11 protein-coding genes and 5 tRNA genes are annotated in these 16,853 nt (G+C 43.0%); all 16 read right to left on the reverse strand.

Annotated features, from left to right (window positions below):
- Positions 1–34 precede the first annotated feature (34 nt).
- The 16 genes from rpoC to WDA22_09815 all read right to left on the reverse strand — a co-directional run bounded on the left by rpoC (position 35) and on the right by WDA22_09815 (position 16,822).
- The gene (rpoC, locus tag WDA22_09740; GenBank protein MFA5833748.1) at positions 35–4,339 is read right to left on the reverse strand and encodes a DNA-directed RNA polymerase subunit beta'; all 4,305 of its coding nucleotides are present in this window, start codon (positions 4,337–4,339) and stop codon (positions 35–37) included.
- Between the two features lie 59 nt (positions 4,340–4,398).
- On the reverse strand, positions 4,399–8,169 hold the full coding sequence (gene rpoB / locus WDA22_09745) for a DNA-directed RNA polymerase subunit beta (protein ID MFA5833749.1): 3,771 nt from the start codon (positions 8,167–8,169) through the stop codon (positions 4,399–4,401).
- A 271-nt stretch (positions 8,170–8,440) separates the two neighbouring features.
- A complete protein-coding gene (gene rplL / locus WDA22_09750; GenBank protein MFA5833750.1) occupies positions 8,441–8,815 on the reverse strand; it encodes a 50S ribosomal protein L7/L12 in 375 nt (124 codons plus the stop codon).
- A gap of 57 nt (positions 8,816–8,872) precedes the next feature.
- Positions 8,873–9,394, reverse strand: coding sequence for a 50S ribosomal protein L10 (gene rplJ / locus WDA22_09755; GenBank protein MFA5833751.1), 522 nt, complete (start codon positions 9,392–9,394; stop codon positions 8,873–8,875).
- A gap of 101 nt (positions 9,395–9,495) precedes the next feature.
- Positions 9,496–10,188 (reverse strand): 50S ribosomal protein L1, encoded by a 693-nt coding sequence (gene rplA, locus WDA22_09760; protein MFA5833752.1) that lies wholly within the window; start codon positions 10,186–10,188, stop codon positions 9,496–9,498.
- A 62-nt stretch (positions 10,189–10,250) separates the two neighbouring features.
- Complete coding sequence (rplK, locus tag WDA22_09765) at positions 10,251–10,676, reverse strand: 50S ribosomal protein L11 (protein MFA5833753.1); 426 nt, start codon at positions 10,674–10,676, stop codon at positions 10,251–10,253.
- 30 nt (positions 10,677–10,706) lie between these two features.
- Positions 10,707–11,264 (reverse strand): transcription termination/antitermination protein NusG, encoded by a 558-nt coding sequence (gene nusG / locus WDA22_09770; GenBank protein ID MFA5833754.1) that lies wholly within the window; start codon positions 11,262–11,264, stop codon positions 10,707–10,709.
- Between the two features lie 3 nt (positions 11,265–11,267).
- A complete protein-coding gene (secE, locus tag WDA22_09775; protein ID MFA5833755.1) occupies positions 11,268–11,450 on the reverse strand; it encodes a preprotein translocase subunit SecE in 183 nt (60 codons plus the stop codon).
- A 19-nt stretch (positions 11,451–11,469) separates the two neighbouring features.
- Positions 11,470–11,542: transfer RNA gene (locus WDA22_09780), tRNA-Trp, on the reverse strand.
- A 7-nt stretch (positions 11,543–11,549) separates the two neighbouring features.
- Positions 11,550–11,699, reverse strand: coding sequence for a 50S ribosomal protein L33 (rpmG, locus tag WDA22_09785; GenBank protein ID MFA5833756.1), 150 nt, complete (start codon positions 11,697–11,699; stop codon positions 11,550–11,552).
- A gap of 45 nt (positions 11,700–11,744) precedes the next feature.
- A tRNA-Gly gene (locus WDA22_09790) sits at positions 11,745–11,817 on the reverse strand.
- A 76-nt stretch (positions 11,818–11,893) separates the two neighbouring features.
- Positions 11,894–11,966 (reverse strand) — tRNA-Thr (locus tag WDA22_09795).
- 15 nt (positions 11,967–11,981) lie between these two features.
- Positions 11,982–12,064, reverse strand: a tRNA-Tyr gene (locus tag WDA22_09800).
- A gap of 15 nt (positions 12,065–12,079) precedes the next feature.
- A tRNA-Thr gene (locus WDA22_09805) sits at positions 12,080–12,152 on the reverse strand.
- Between the two features lie 138 nt (positions 12,153–12,290).
- Complete coding sequence (locus tag WDA22_09810; protein MFA5833757.1) at positions 12,291–14,084, reverse strand: DUF2723 domain-containing protein; 1,794 nt, start codon at positions 14,082–14,084, stop codon at positions 12,291–12,293.
- An 89-nt stretch (positions 14,085–14,173) separates the two neighbouring features.
- Positions 14,174–16,822: a DUF5916 domain-containing protein gene (locus tag WDA22_09815; protein ID MFA5833758.1), complete on the reverse strand. Its 2,649-nt coding sequence runs from the start codon at positions 16,820–16,822 to the stop codon at positions 14,174–14,176.
- Between the last annotated feature and the right edge of the window lie 31 nt (positions 16,823–16,853).

Raw genomic sequence — 16,853 nt, forward strand, 5'->3', positions numbered from 1 at the left:
GGAGAAGAATTATTTCATTCTTCCCCCAATATCCTTAGACTATGATTTTTGACTTTTTTCGTGCTTTTTTTACCAAAACTACTTCTTCTTCTTTCATCTCGTCTGTTGGTTCTTCAACGACCGGCGCTTTTTCAATAACTCTTGAAGGAGTTTTTGACGTCACCAGCACTTCGCGGAATTTCTTTAATCCGGTTCCTGCGGGAATGAGATGACCCATGATAACATTTTCTTTCAAGCCAAGCAGGTGATCAATTTTACCTTCGATCGCTGCATCGGTAAGAACTTTTGTTGTCTCCTGGAACGACGCTGCAGAGATGAAACTGTCTGTTGACAATGACGCTGTCGTAATTCCGAGAAGAATTGGTTCGGAGAGCGCAGGTTCAGCATCACGCGCTTCAATGATCTTCTTCTCTTTTTTCTTCAACTCAATGTTCATCTCTTTTACTTTTTTCTTTTCACTGAGTGTGTTGTTCTTTATTTTTGAATCACCCTTGTTTTCCACAAATACCATTCCTTCAAGACTGCGATTCTCTTCTTCGAACTTCACCTTGTCAATATAATCACCTTCCAGGAATTTCGTATCGCCCGGATCTGTGACGCGTACTTTTTGCATCATCTGACGAACAATGATTTCGATATGCTTATCATTGATTTTCACACCTTGCATACGGTACACTTCCTGAATTTCATTCACTAAATATTCCTGCACCGCGCTGGTACCTTTGATGCGAAGAATATCATGCGGATCGATTGCACCGTCGCAAAGACGTTCACCGCTGCGAATGAAATCATTTTCCTGAACAAGAACATGTTTACCGAGTGCGATCATATATACTTTTCGCTCTTTGCCATCGTGACTGGTAACAATCACTTCACGGTTACCGCGTTTCTGCACACCAAATGAAACAACTCCGTCAATTTCACTGACAACGGCAGGATCACCCGGTGAGCGTGCTTCGAATAATTCTGTTACACGCGGCAGACCGCCGGTGATATCGCGTGTCTTACCGATATCGCGCGGAATCTTTACAAGCACAGTTCCTGCCGGAATAGCATCTTCGTTGTCAACAAGAATGTGTGCGCGTGTCGGAATAATGTAACTGGCGATCTTCTTTCCGTTTTTATCCGCAACCATAATGGACGGACTTAAATTTTTATCGCGCGAATCGATAACAACTTTTTGAATGTGTCCCGTCTGTTCATCCGGTTCATCGCGATACGTAATGTTTTCCTTCAAATCCATATACTTCACTTGACCAGCGTACTCAGAAATGATCGTAGCGTTGTATGGATCCCATTCATACAACAATTGACCTTTTTTCACTTGGGCACCATCGCCTAATTGCAGAATAGCACCGTACGGAACATCATACTTTGTCAATACAGCATTATCACTATTCAATACTTGAATAGCGCCGCTGCGTCCTAGCGAGAGAATTTTATCTCCTTCTTCGGTGCTGATTTTGATCGATTTCACACTGTCAAATTTCACATAACCGTCGAACTTGGAGGTAATATGAGATTGGTTTGCAATTAAACTTGCTGTACCGCCGGTATGGAATGTACGAAGTGTTAACTGTGTACCTGGTTCACCGATTGATTGAGCTGCAATAACACCAACTGTTTCACCAACTTCAACAATGTTTGCAGTTGTCAAATTGCGGCCGTAACATTTTGCACAAACTCCGCGTTTTGATTCGCAGGTTAATACCGAACGAATTTCGACCAGTTCGATTGCCGTTTCAGAAATTGTCTGAGCTACTTCTTCGTCAATAATTTCGCCGGACTTCACAAGAATTTTGCTTGTCATCGGATCGCGAACATCATGTACGGATACGCGTCCCACAATACGTTCGGACAAGGGTTCTTTTACGTCTTCACCCTCTTTGAGCGCACCGGTGAGAACACCGCGGAATGTTCCGCAATCAACGTCGGTGATAATCGCATCTTGAGCAACGTCAACAAGTCGGCGTGTCAGATATCCAGCATCAGCCGTCTTTAACGCAGTATCTGCCAAACCTTTACGAGCACCGTGTGTGGAAATAAAATACTCAAGAATCGAAAGGCCTTCGCGGAAGTTTGCGATGATCGGATTTTCGATTAACTCACCGGTCGCACCGGATAATGATTTTTGCGGCTTCGCCATCAAACCACGCATACCGGCCAACTGACGCACCTGTTCTTTCGAACCACGTGCGCCGGAATCAATCATCATATAGATAGAGTTGAAACCTTCTTTGGAATTTTGCAGTGAATCGAACAACCGTTCCGCCACGCGGCTGGTTGTGCGGGTCCACACGTCAATAACTTTATTATATCGTTCGCCGTTGGTGATGAAACCATTTTGATATTGTTTCTCAACGGAATCAACTTCCTTCTGCGCTTTATTAATCAACTCTTCTTTTTCTTTTGGAATTGCTACGTCGGCGATGTTCACAGAGAGTCCACCACGCATTGCATACGTAAATCCAAGCGTCTTCATTGCATCAAGGAATTTCGCAGTGCGCTGATTTCCACTCTTGCGGAATGCTTGTGCAATAATTTGAACAAGACGTTTCTTACTTAACAATTCGTTGATGAAACCAAGTTCTTCGGGAACGATCTGATTGAAGATAACACGACCAGTTGTCGTTTCGATCATTTTATCTGCATACCGAACTTTAATACGGGCATGAAGGTCAAGCTTGTTTTCGTTATACGCGATGATTACTTCTTGATCAGAATAGAATAATGTACCTTCGCCTTTGGCACCGGTTTTTGATTTTGTTAAATAGTAACAACCGAGTACCTGATCCTGCGTTGGGGTAATCACAGGTGCACCACTTGCCGGGGAAAGAATATTATGCGATGACAACATTAAAATACGTGCTTCAAGCTGCGCATCGAATGACAACGGAATATGAACAGCCATTTGATCGCCATCGAAGTCAGCATTGAATGCCGTGCAGACCATAGGATGGATACGGAGAGCTTTTCCTTCAACAAGAACCGGTTGGAAAGCCTGGATACCAAGTCTATGAAGTGTAGGAGCACGGTTCAGCAAAATGGGGTGACCGTCAATAATATTTTCGAGAATTTCCCAGATTTCCGGACCCTTCTTCTCTACCATTTTCTTTGCGCTCTTCACGGTTTTGGAGAATCCCCGTTCGATCAACTTGCGGATGATAAACGGCTTGAACAATTCAACTGCCATGTCTTTCGGAAGACCTGCTTGATGCAACTGCAGTTCCGGACCAACAACGATAACCGAACGACCGGAATAGTCAACACGTTTACCGAGCAAGTTCTGACGGAAACGACCTTGCTTTCCTTTCAACATATCGGAAAGTGATTTCAATGCACGATTGTTGTCGCTCCGGACAGCATTGTTGCGGCGCGAATTGTCGAACAATGAATCGACTGCTTCCTGCAACATACGTTTTTCATTGCGCAGAATAACTTCAGGTGCTTTAATGTCGATAAGACGTTTCAAACGATTGTTACGGATAATAACACGGCGATAGAGATCGTTCAAATCTGATGTTGCGAACCGTCCACCTTCCAACGGCACAAGAGGACGAAGTTCGGGAGGAATAATCGGAATAACATCGAGCACCATCCAATCCGGTTTGTTAGCCGGACCGCCTTCGCGTTCACGGAATGCTTCGATGACGCGGAGACGTTTGAGATGATCTTGTTTTTTCTGCTGCGATGTTTCCACGCGAAGCTGAGCACGAAGTTCTGCGGACAGAATTTCGACATCAACTTTTTTTAACAAATCTTTAATTGCTTCGCCACCGATTTTTGCAACAAACTTTTTTGGATCATCATCTTCCAATTCCTGATTTTTTTCCGGAAGGGAAGAGAGAATCTCGAAGAACTGATCTTCCGTGATCAGATCTTTCTGCTGCAATCCGGTTGTTCCGGGATTGGTGACAACATACGATTCGTAATACACGATCTTTTCAAGATCTTTATTGCTGATACCGAGTATATAACTGATTTTGCTCGGGAGCGAACGGAAATACCAGATATGAACAATCGGCACTGCAAGGGCAATGTGTCCCATACGTTCTCGGCGGACACTTTTCTGTGTCACTTCCACGCCGCAACGATCACAGATAATACCTTTATACCGAATGCGTTTGTATTTACCGCAATAACATTCCCAATCACGTGTCGGGCCAAAGATACGTTCGCAGAACAACCCGTCGCGTTCCGGCCGGAACGAGCGATAGTTGATTGTTTCGGGCTTTGTCACTTCACCATATGAGCGTGTCAGGATCGCATCGGAAGATGCAAGACTGATGCTGATGCGGGAAAATAATTTGGTTGCTTTACTTTCACTTGAGCGGAACATAGATTCTACTCTCCATTTAATAGTTGATGAACGGAATATTCCGTTCATCAATTCATTCTTTAATCAATTTTAACTTCAAGGCCGAGACCCTGCAATTCGCGCACGAGCACATTGAACGATTCCGGAATATTTGCTTCCGGCTGGTTGTCGCCCTTCACAATTGCTTCGTATACTTTTGCACGTCCCATAACGTCATCGGATTTTACCGTCAAGATTTCCTGTAAGACGTGTGCGGCTCCATATGCTTGAAGCGCCCACACTTCCATTTCTCCGAAACGCTGACCGCCAAATTGTGCCTTACCACCAAGCGGCTGCTGCGTGATCAATGAGTACGGTCCAATTGACCGTGCATGGATCTTATCGTCTACCAAGTGAGACAGTTTTAACATATAAATCTGTCCGACAGTCACTTGTTGGTCAAATGTTTCACCGGTACGTCCATCCAACAGCGTACTGCGTGAATCAACATTCAGTTCTGCTTTTTTCAATTCTTCCTGTACATCTTCCCAGCTTGCACCATCGAAAATTGGAGTGGCATATTTAATTCCGAGAGCTTTTCCTGCCCATCCGAGTGCTGTCTCAAACAACTGACCGATATTCATACGGGATGGAACGCCAAGTGGATTAAGAACGATATCAACCGAATGGCCATCAGGCGTAAACGGCATGTCTTCCGAAGGAACAATGGCAGCAACAACACCTTTGTTTCCATGACGACCTGCCATTTTATCACCAACGGAAAGTTTGCGTTTTTTCGCAACGTACACTTTTGCAAGCTGTACAATTCCCGGAGGTAATTCATCACCAATGGTAATCTTGTTCTTTTCGTGCTTGAACGCTTCCTCTATATGGTTCAGCGTATCAAAATAATGCTGGAAGATTTTTTCAATCAAATTATTTTTACGTTTTTCCTCGACCCATTCCACTTTTGGATCCAATTTGTCGAGCTTATCATAACCGACAAACGTTTCCATCTTGAACTGTGTGCCACTGCGGAATATCATATCGCCGTCAAGATTTCTTACACCGGCAGATTTTTCACCATCAAGAAGTAATCCGAGCTTGCGTCCGAGTTTTTCGTAATGCAGATCCAGATTCTGTTTATGCATCTTCTCAAGAAGATCAAGACGCTTTTTATCTTCCTTCTTGGTGTCAGCATCTTTTTTCTTTCGGCTGAAGAGTTTTGTCGAGATGACAATGCCTTTCATGCCTGGCGGAGCTTTCAACGATGCATCTTTCACATCGCCGGCTTTGTCGCCAAAGATTGCTTTCAACAATTTCTCTTCCGGTGTCGGATCGGTCTCACCTTTAGGAGTGATTTTACCGATCAAGATATCCCCTTCTTTCACTTCTGCACCGATGCGGATAATTCCATTCTCATCGAGATCTTTTGTTGCTTCTTCGCTGACATTTGGAATTTCACGCGTGAGTTCTTCTTCACCGCGCTTTGTATCGCGCACTTGAAGTTCAAATTCTTCAATGTGAACAGACGTAAACACATCTTCTGCGACAATGCGTTCATTCATAATGATAGCATCTTCAAAGTTGTAACCGCGCCAGGGCATGAATGCTACGAGCAGGTTGCGTCCAAGAGCAAGTTCACCTTGATCTGTTGCGCAACCATCGGCAAGCACATCTCCCTTTTTGAAACGCTGTCCGGGAACCACGATCGGCTTTTGATTCAAACCTGTATCCTGGTTCGTACGGAAGAATTTCACCAAGCGATATTCTACGCGGCGTTTATCTTCAAAACTTATCAACTGTTCTACGTTGTCTTCATCGATATCATAGAGCACAGTGATTTTTTCGCCTGAGACGTTTTCTACAACACCATTACGTTCGGCAATGACACATGTGCGCGAATCACGAGCAATTTTCTGTTCAAGACCTGTTCCAACGATCGGTGCCTGAGGACGAAGCAACGGAACTGCCTGGCGTTGCATGTTCGATCCCATCAATGCGCGGTTCGCATCGTCATGTTCAAGAAACGGAATGAGCGCTGCGGCAGCACTGACGATCTGCGTCGGTGCAACGTCCATATACTGCATTTCATCCGGTGATTGAACAACGAAATCACCAGCTTTTCTTCCTTGAACTTTTTCTGTTAAAAATTTCCCTTTATCATCGATCGGCGCATTCGCCTGCGCAATGGTAAATTCGTCTTCTTTTTCAGCATTTAAGAATTCAATTTCATCTGTCACTCTTCCCTTTTTCACAACGCGGTACGGTGTTTCCAAAAATCCATACTCATTTACTTTTGCGTGCATGGAAAGCGAGGAAATAAGACCGATATTCGGACCTTCCGGTGTTTCAATCGGACAAAGACGGCCATAGTGTGTATAGTGAACGTCACGAACTTCAAATCCAGCGCGCTCACGGGTCAGACCACCCGGTCCAAGAGCCGACATACGGCGCTTGTTGGTCAACTCAGCCAGTGGATTCGTTTGATCCATATATTGCGAGAGTTGGTTTGTTCCAAAGAATGTATTGATAACGCTTGTAATAGTACGGGCATTAACCAAATCACCAGGAGCAATTTTTTCTTGATCGCGAACATTCAAACGCTCACGAATTGTGCGTGTCATCCGTGCAAGACCGATGTTGAATTGCGCGGAAATCTGTTCACCAACGGTACGAATACGGCGATTTCCCAAATGATCGATATCATCAACAGAGGTTTTCCCTTGTTTCAGATCGAGCAAGTACCGGATGATAGCAATAATATCTTCCTTTGTCAGCGTCGTTACCGTTTCGCTGATATCCAATTTCAATTTTGCATTGATACGATGACGGCCAACATCTCCAAGATCATATCGTTTTGGATTGAAGAACAATTTGTCAATTAAGCTCTTTGCTGTCTCCAAATCCGGAGCATCGCCGGAACGCAATTGACGGTAGATGGTTTCAAGTGCATCCTCTTCGCTGTGCACAGCATCTTTCATGATGGTGTTGGCGATAACCGAACGGTTGCCCGGTTCTTCGGATTTCAGGAAACGGATCTTTTTAATTTCTGATTTTTTTATTTTCTTAACGGTTTCTTCTGTAACAAGCGTATCTTTGTTGATGATGATTTCGCCTGTTTTTCTATCGACAACATCGCCGCAGATGATACGTCCGATGTAATCCTTCAAATCGATATCAGCCACTTTTACTTCTTCAACAAGATTGAAGAGCTCCATGATTTCATCATCAGAAGAATAACCAAGAGCGCGAAGCAATGTTGTAACGGGGAATTTCTTTTTGCGATCAATATATGCGTACATCACATTATTGATGTCGGTGGCAAATTCAACCCACGATCCGCGGAACGGAATGATACGCGCGGAATAAATCGGTGTTCCGTTCGGATGTGTTGATTCGCTGAAGAACACGCCTGGTGAACGATGCAGCTGGCTGACGATAACACGCTCCGCGCCGTTGATGATGAACGTTCCTCGTTCTGTCATATACGGAAGGTTGCCAAGATACACAACATCTTCAATGGTATCCGAATACCCTTCGCCATTTTCCGCTTTTTGCGACAAGCGTAATTTTGCTTTTAACGGAACGGCGTATGTCAGTCCCCGTTCTTGGCATTCGCGCACTGTATACTTTGCCTTTTCAACGTAATATTCGACGAACTCGAGAAGGAAATTTTCTCGCGTGTCTGTAATGGGAAAGTTTTGGAGAAACACTTGCTGCAGACCTCTGTTCTTACGCTTGGTCGGTGCAATTTTTTCCTGTAGAAAATGTTCGAACGACTCGATCTGCACATTCAGCAAATCAGGATATTCGACCACTTCATTGATTGTTCCAAAACTATGGCGGCCCGTTTTCGGGTCGATATGCAATCTGGATTGGCTCTTCAACTCAATCACTCCTTCAGGTCATGAACCTGATGACGATGTTGGTTAGGTGAAATACTGATCAACGCAAAGCGATGATCCGTTTGAAAACTTTTTTTTATCCTCAAAAAACGTTCGGTTCAACTGAACAGACAAAAGAATACACAAGCCGATGTTCCGTTTTTTGACAAACGGGACGATCGGCTTGGTATATTTCAGTATTCTATAGGATGTGCAATAAGGTACATTACAGAGTATTGAAAAAATGTATGAAGAATTACTTCAACGCAACTTTTGCGCCTGCTTCTTCAAGTTTCTTTTTCAACGCTTCTGCGTCTGATTTATTGAGACCTTCTTTGACGACTTTCGGCGCACCGTCAACGAGATCTTTTGCTTCTTTCAAGCCAAGGCCCGTTGCTTCACGAACAACCTTAATAACGTTGATCTTTTGTGCTCCGCCTTCAGTCAACTCAACGCTGAATTCGGTCTGTGCTTCAGCTGCCGGTGCTGCGCCAGCTGCCGGAGCTGCTGCCATCATCATCGGTGCTGCTGCTGATACGCCGAATTTTTCTTCGAGGGCTTTCTTGAGCTCAACAGCTTCAAGAAGGGTAAGTTTTTCGATTTTTTCTACTAATTCTGCTACGACTGACATTGTTGTTTCTCCTTATTTCTAAATTATGTTATAAACTTTTCAGTGCGGGATAGTACATCACGCGGCTTTTTTCTTTTCAATAGCATCGAGAACGCCGACAACGTCTCTGATCACAGCATTCAGCGTACCAACAATGCCGGTGATCGGTGAGTTGAGCGAACCGAGAATGCTTGCAATAACTTCCGGACGTGACGGCAATGCTGCGAGTTCCTTTAATTTGGAACCATCATACACTTGCTTTTCCACGACACAGATTTTTACGGCAAATTTCTCGTTCTTCTCTTTGAATTTTTGAATGATCTTAGCCGGTGCTGCTGCGTCATTATACGCAAATGCGATACCGGTTGGTCCGACAAGCTTATCGTACACTTTATCGTACCCGGTAACATTTTGCAATGCTTTTTTCGCGAGTGTATTTTTGACGACTCTATATTCAATACCGGATTTTCGGAATTCACTGCGGAGTTTTGTTATCTCCTCCACATTGATTCCCGCAAAATCAGTAAAGAACATTCCCTGAGCCTTGGCAACCATCGCCTGAATTTCGGCTACAATTTGTTCTTTTTCTGATTTATTCATTGTGAGATATTTCTTCTTGTTGATACAATGAGAAGCCCCCGATTTTTTCACGAGGCATCATATCAGGTTTATGAGATTATGAGTGCGTAAATTCGTTTATATTATGACTGAACAACGGTACGATCGATTTGAACGCTTGGTCCCATTGTTGACGAAATGAAAATACTTTTAACGTATTGTCCTTTCGATGTTGACGGTTTCAGTTTTCCAACCGTCACAAGAAATGCTTTAATGTTTTCAGCAAGTTTATCTTTATCAAAATTTACTTTACCGATTGTTGCATGGAGAACGCCGGCTTTGTCAACACGAAATTCAATCTTTCCCGCTTTTACTTCTTTCACTGCTGTTGCAACATCAAGCGTCACTGTGCCGCTCTTCGGGTTCGGCATCAATCCGCGCGGTCCAAGAATTTTTCCAAGCTTACCAACTTCCACCATCACGTCCGGCGTGGCAATAATCACATCAATATCTGCCCAACCGCCTTTAATTTTTTCGACATACTCTTCGAGTCCTGCATAATCAGCACCCGCCGCTTTTGCTTCAGCATCTTTTGGTGCTTTTGCCATCACCAATACACGAACCGATTTACCAATTCCGTGGGGTAATGCAACTGTGCCGCGAACTGCTTGATCTGCTTTTTTGGGATCAACACCAAGACGAACTGCAATATCAACTGCCTCTGTAAACTTTGCCGATGCGGTGTCTTTTACGATACCAACTGCTTCATCAACTGAATAGAATTTTTTTGCATCATATTTTTTTACTGCATTGTTGTACTTTTTACCGTGAGCCATGAGTTCTCCTTTGTGGTCCAAGCGTTATGCACTAAGCATAACTCCCACGATGATTAGAATGATTAACCTTCGACTGTGATTCCTAAACTTTTTGCTGTTCCTTCGATCATGCTCATCGCAGATTCGATATCAGAAGTGTTGAGATCGGGCATTTTCATTGTGGCAATCTCTTTCACTTGCGCGCGCGTCACTTTACCGACTTTCGTACGGTTCGGTTCCCCGGAACCCTTCTGCACTTTTGCCGCTTTCACCAGCAACACTGCTGCCGGCGGTGTTTTAGTGATGAAGGTGAACGATTTGTCAGAAAATACCGTAATGATCACAGGAATAATCAGTCCAGCCTGCGTTTGAGTGCGGGCATTGAACTGTTTACAGAATTCCATGATGTTTACGCCCTTTTGACCAAGCGCAGGACCAACCGGAGGAGCAGGATTTGCCGCACCGGCAGGAATTTGCAACTTAATAAAACCAACAACTTTCTTTGCCATAATCTTTCTCTACTGAATTAAATTGATAAATTATTTTTCAACTTCAACTTGACTGAAATCGAGTTCGATCGGCGTTTTGCGGCCGAAGATACTCACCATCACTTTCAGCCGTAATTTTTCCGCATTAATCTCTTGCACAAATCCCGTGAAATTGTGGAACTGACCGCTGATAATCTTTACCGGTTCGCCGATATGGAACGGAATTTCCATGCGCTCAATCTCCGTGCCATCCTCTCTCTTCTCTTCAATCTTCCCGATGAGACGTTTTACTTCGTCCGGTTGAAGCGGAACCGGGCGATCTTTTGTCCCAACGAAACTCAGAACCGACGGCGTATTCAAAATGAGATGTTTTGTCTTCTCATCAAGTATTGCCTCTACCAGTATATAACCGGGGAAGAAATTTTTTGTCTTACTCTTCTTCTTTCCATCCTTCACTTCAAAAATCTTTTCCGCGGGGATAAGAATACGAGTAATTTTTTCTTGCAATCCTTGCTCTTTCGCCTCACTCTCCATCGCAAGTTTCACCTTATTCTCGTGTCCCGAGTAGGTACGAACAACATACCATCTATGTAAAACGGCTGAGTCCACCACTTAAAAGATTCCCTTGATAGCTTGACTGACAAGTGTGTCCACAACATAGACGAAGGCAGCAATAACGCCGCACACCCCAAGAACAACCAAGGTTGACTCCTGAAGTTCTTTTTGTGTTGGCCACGTTACTTTACTCATCTCTTTGTAGACGTCAGTAAAGAAGTTGATGATTTTTTCTTTCATAATAACCTTGACACTTCTGCACGGGTGGAGGGACTCGAACCCCCAACCAACGGTTTTGGAGACCGCTACTCTACCAATTGAGCTACACCCGTACGAAATTTACTTGGTTTCTTTGTGAATTGTGTGTTTGTTGCAGCGGGGGCAATATTTTTTATATTCAACACGATTTGTTTGTTTCTTTTTATTCTTCGTGGTTGAATAGTTTCGCTCCTTGCAAACGGTGCATTCGAGGGTAATGATATCTCTCATACTTCATTCCTTATTCTTAAAACAACACTGTGACATCTTATTGAGAGCGGAAGACGGGACTCGAACCCGCGACCAACAGCTTGGAAGGCTGTGACTCTACCAACTGAGTTACTTCCGCAATTTTTTCATTAACCAAATCTCCTCTTTGACGATTTGGAAATTCTTTAGTTCGCAGGTTACTCCACTTTCAGCAGAGCTTGCGACCGGGATTGAACCGGTGACCTCGTCCTTACCAAGGACGTGCTCTACCAACTGAGCTACGCAAGCAATCTTTGCGTTCTGTGGGTAGGGAAGGATTCGAACCTCCGAAGCCCGAGGGCGACAGATTTACAGTCTGTTGCGTTTAACCACTTCGCTACCTACCCTTACCAATTTTCTTGAGCTGGCAATCAGACTTGAACTGATGACCTGCTGATTACAAATCAGCTGCTCTACCAACTGAGCTATGCCAGCAATAATATCTTAAAGACCCAAGGCTCTTTAAGGAAAACGCATAAAAATACGGTTTCCTGAAAAGGTATTGTGGCGGAGTTAACAAATATATACTTTTTTGCTAGAAAGTCAACAGAATATGCGTTAAAAATTAATAACTTAAGGTGTTCGTTTGGACTTTATTTCTGAGGCTTTTTGACGGTAAAATTCGGCAACACTATCCATTCCATAATATCGTTCGTATAATTCCCTGCGCAACAAGGCATTCAATGCCAATGTTGTGATCTGTTTTGAGTAAATATCTTTCCCATCAAATCCTCTATAAATGATCTGCTGAGAAGGAGTTGAGGAATAGACTGTATCTTTGCGAATTCTAAATAAAAAACCCTCGGGTACTCTATAATAGCCCAGTGTATATTGAGGTTCTATTTCCGGAGTGATATAGAATACCAAAGATTCATTCTTATCCATAAAACTTTTCAGTAGAGCAGTATAACGTCCTTCAATCGCTGCAAAATCGTACGGAAGTTCATGCTCAAATTTAAATAACTCCTGTTGAAACAACTGCGCTTCAATCTTTGACTTTCGCATCAATTCAGGATAATGATTCTCTAACTGAGGAATATACCATGACCTTCGGAAGAGTTCTTTATCCAACACCACAACATCCTTTCGGATATTCTTTACATACTGATAATAATAAGACGATGCTACAAAATAATCCCATTGATATGAAAGGACAATCGAATTTTGGGGAAGGTTTAACAGGATATTTTTCGTGTAATCCTCGACAAGATAATTTTCGCTCTGGTTTACTTTTTTTCTACTTTCGATACATTGGACAGAAACAATAATGATCAATAGAATCATCACCATCGACTTTGTGATGGGTTTTTCAAAGCGTAGATAAATTTTTTGAATGCCAAATGCCGAAAAGATTGCAATAGCAATAAACGCGAGCAGAAAATATGAATCAATATCATGAATATCATAATTGATTGAGTATGCAATGCATGACACAAACAACAGACCGGTAAACACAAATTTTTTCTTATCGGTAAATAGGAGTATAAAACATCCAACGACAGCAAACGCTAAAACAACAAAGAAGAACTCATTCGGTAAATTTTCAAAAAAATAGTTCAATTGTTTCTTTGCTGCATCGGTAGAAGAAAACATGAAGACACGAAATTGTTTTCCCGTGAAGTGCCACCAAAATTTTTCGAACGTTTGCGGATCACCCCAGTTCAGCAACGGCTGCTGGGCGGAACGTATTGGCAGATATAAATATATGGACAACCCTGCCATAAACGGAATTGATAACTTCGCAATATTCTTGAACGCATTCTTATTCACTCCCTGCTCAGCAAAAAACCAATACAACAATGCCGGAGCCAGTAATATTGTTGTGAGGTGATTTGTAAATGATGCACCAACAGAGAACGAAAACAATAGCCACCAACGCGCTTCATTGGTCCTCACAGCATTCACAAACAACAAAAGGATTAAGCAGATCATCAACAAATGCAGAGAATACACTTCAACAGCCACGCCTTGAAACCAAAAGGTTTTGGAAAATCCTAAGAAAAGGGATGCTGTGAATGATGAAATGAGAATACTGGTTCGGTCCTCCTTTTTTCCCCTATCAAGCAATTCTGTGATTACATAATAGAATACGACTAACGCCAGCGAAGTTAATACTGCCGATAAGAGATTCAACCGAACAATCTCTTCGCCAGCAATAGGGAGAATAGAGAATAATCTTCCCAGCATTGTGAACAACGGATATCCGGTGGGATGTGCAATTCCAAGAGTAATTGCAACCGTCGCAAGCTCTCCGCTGTCAATAAATCCAACTGATGGAGAGAGTGTTGTATAATATTGAGAAAAGACAATCAGCCACAGAATAACTGCAGCTACTGTTTCTTTCTTTTTTTCAAAAAATTCTTTCATCATACCAAAAATAGAAATGCCATAAATTTCGAATATAAAATACAAAATAATCTTCGAAATCTATGGCAAAAAATGTCTTTTTGAATCTGTTACATATTGAAATAGTAGCTGAGCTTCACCAGAAAAATATTGTCCGCCTTTGCGTCGATCAATCGTGAGAATGATTTGTTCATCTGAAAATCACCGATGTTCTCGTAATCCGATCTGTTTTGTGTCCAAACAAAATACATCACTGAACCTGGGAGATATTCCCATCGCAGTACGGCATTTCCTCTCAACGATTTGGAATTGAAATTGGGATTTGAAAAACTCTTTGCCGGTATCGGTCCGCTGCCGTCCGAATCGAAGGAATATGTGGAAGTCGAATCAATATACGAAATGGAAGAAGCGCCTGTGCCGTACAATAAATAATCGTCTGTTTTTGGTTTAAGTAATTCCTTGAAGTTAGAGTATGCTCCTGATGAAATAAGCGGCTGCAAATACAACTGCAAAGACAAGGACGGAGTTAACGTCCAGTTCAAACGAATGTTGGCGGAGATCGATCGGTAATCCAACTGACCAAAAACATATTGATTTCCGAATGTTGCTACAGCCAATGGTTCGGCATGAACCGATTCACCAAACCACTGCAATTTTTGCATTTCTGTTTCATATTGCGGCCCGACCGAAAATGTAATGTTTTTTGCCGGACGATATTGGACCCAAAACGATGCGCTTTTATAATCGGAATGATCGGAAAAGTAATTATTCGTATTTACTTCTACTATAACGTCTTTACTGTAATCTGAACTTGCATTTAAATTAATCTCGTATCCAGTTTTATTGATGGTTAATGGTCCTCCCCGCGTCCGTCGGTTATTTATCGTTTCCGTTGGATTCATGGCCAGGTTCCAGTTCACTGAATAGAAATTCATAAATTGGACGAAACCAAAGTGGATTAACACCTGATGGATGAGATTATTTTGAAAATCAAAACTTTGTCCGAATCCTCCCCCTAATTCTTTGCGACGGAACAAGCCATCTGGTTCCGTCCAATTGTATCCGCCGCCGATATGCATATTGATGACATCTGCACGGGATTGGAATCCGAGATCATTTACTTCATAGTTTGGATCAATGAAACCGATGGATGAGTTAAAGAAAAAATTTCCTTTTTGTTTTATCAAATAAAATCGTCCGGCGAAACCTGTAAGCGATGATGCATTGGAATCCACCGTAATATGCGAGGCATCCGGACGTTGAAAATAATGTTGGGAATTTGTTTGAATGCCGGTGATCCGAGTTTTCGTTCCTTCCACATGCGAAATATTACTGTAACCGGTAACGACCCATGCTTTGCTGGTATCGAGGAATGTCCATCCATCCACACCAACAAACGATCCGTTCGAGTTCAACCCGTTTTGAAGGACTCGATCATCGAACATTCTGTGTGTGTATGTTCCCAACACACCTATTCCCTGCTTGCCGTCATTAAAATCCCGCTGCACTCTTCCAACACCATAGTATGTTGACGGTTCCACTTCAGCACTCGCGCGCACCGGACCGGATTTGAAATCTGCATATTCGCGCGCGGTGATAGCGTGAATCGTTCCAACATTCCACCCATCTCCTACCTTGCCGGTGACTTTACCAGCCCCTAATATCCGTGTTGCAAAAGGCATATCGATAAAATTTGTTTGTCCCAGCGTATCGTTGCCATGAGGTGAACGTCCGATTCTTCTGCTATAGAATGGAGTTGTATAGGGGAAATTAAAATTCCAAAAATTTCGTCCTCCTCCTTGTCCAAAATTGGTAAAGATGTTTGCTCCTTCAACAAAGAACGGGCGCCGTTCGCTGAAGAATGATTCAACGTCTGAAAGATTGACCACTGCCGGATCGACTTCTACCTGGCCAAAATCGGGATTGACAGTTGCATTTAAGATGAGATTGCTGCTCAATCCGTACTTAATGTCCGCGCCGAATTCCGGTGAGTAACGCGAACCATTGTTGAATGGATTACCGGGAGCTGGATGAGTATACTCCGCTTTTGTTGTACCAAACGGCAGCACTTCCAAAGCGTTTGCAGGTTTTATTCCATCGATACCAACAAGTTCAGGGAATCTGGAAACATATCCGCTTTCCATTCTTGGGGTATAGACGAGATAATCCGTTTCGCTTTTCCTGCCGATATCACGTCGAAAATTAATCCCCCATATTTGGGAATCCTGATCTAAAAATCGTAACTGAGAGAAGGGGATTCTCATTTCAACTGTCCAGCCGCGATCATCTATCTGTGCTTTCCCTTCCCATACTCCATCCCAATCGAAATCATCCCAATCATCATTATAGAGCACACCATCTGCAAGTGTTCCGGAAGGGCCAACCACGAAATAATTTCCGGATCGCTTGTCACGATACGGATCTAAAAATACTCCAAACCAATCGGCAGTGTTGAGATTATCTCTTCGATCGAGAAGCGCCATGATTGAATCGGGTGAAGAATCGAACAATCGTGCAGCGATGTAAAGTGCATCATCATCATACGCGACCCATACATCGGTCTTTTCGGATGGCTGTTCTCCCTGATTCGGTTCTTTTTGTTTCAGATCCGAAGATGCAGGATTTGAGTTCCAAATAGATTCCGAAAGTTTGCCATCAACGACGATCGGCTGTACCAATCGAACTGCTTTTACTTGTGCTGCTTGAATAGTCCAACAGCACAATATCCCCATCGCAAAAATTCGCACACAAGATGTCATAGGTCCTCCAAATTAGATACTCAAAAGCGGC

Source organism: Bacteroidota bacterium, assembly GCA_041658205.1.
In the GTDB taxonomy this organism is placed as follows: domain Bacteria; phylum Bacteroidota; class Ignavibacteria; order UBA10030; family UBA8401; genus UBA8401.

Excerpts from the sequence above, each read along its gene's own strand:
- rpoC (MFA5833748.1), bottom strand. The coding sequence starts at position 4,339 with ATGTTCCGCTCAAGTGAAAGTAAAGCAACCAAATTATTTTCCCGCATC.
- rplL (MFA5833750.1), bottom strand. The coding sequence starts at position 8,815 with ATGTCAGTCGTAGCAGAATTAGTAGAAAAAATCGAAAAACTTACCCTT.
- rplJ (MFA5833751.1), bottom strand. The coding sequence starts at position 9,394 with ATGAATAAATCAGAAAAAGAACAAATTGTAGCCGAAATTCAGGCGATG.
- rplA (MFA5833752.1), bottom strand. The coding sequence starts at position 10,188 with ATGGCTCACGGTAAAAAGTACAACAATGCAGTAAAAAAATATGATGCA.
- rplK (MFA5833753.1), bottom strand. The coding sequence starts at position 10,676 with ATGGCAAAGAAAGTTGTTGGTTTTATTAAGTTGCAAATTCCTGCCGGT.
- secE (MFA5833755.1), bottom strand. The coding sequence starts at position 11,450 with ATGAAAGAAAAAATCATCAACTTCTTTACTGACGTCTACAAAGAGATG.
- rpmG (MFA5833756.1), bottom strand. The coding sequence starts at position 11,699 with ATGAGAGATATCATTACCCTCGAATGCACCGTTTGCAAGGAGCGAAAC.
- WDA22_09810 (MFA5833757.1), bottom strand. The coding sequence starts at position 14,084 with ATGAAAGAATTTTTTGAAAAAAAGAAAGAAACAGTAGCTGCAGTTATT.
- WDA22_09815 (MFA5833758.1), bottom strand. The coding sequence starts at position 16,822 with ATGACATCTTGTGTGCGAATTTTTGCGATGGGGATATTGTGCTGTTGG.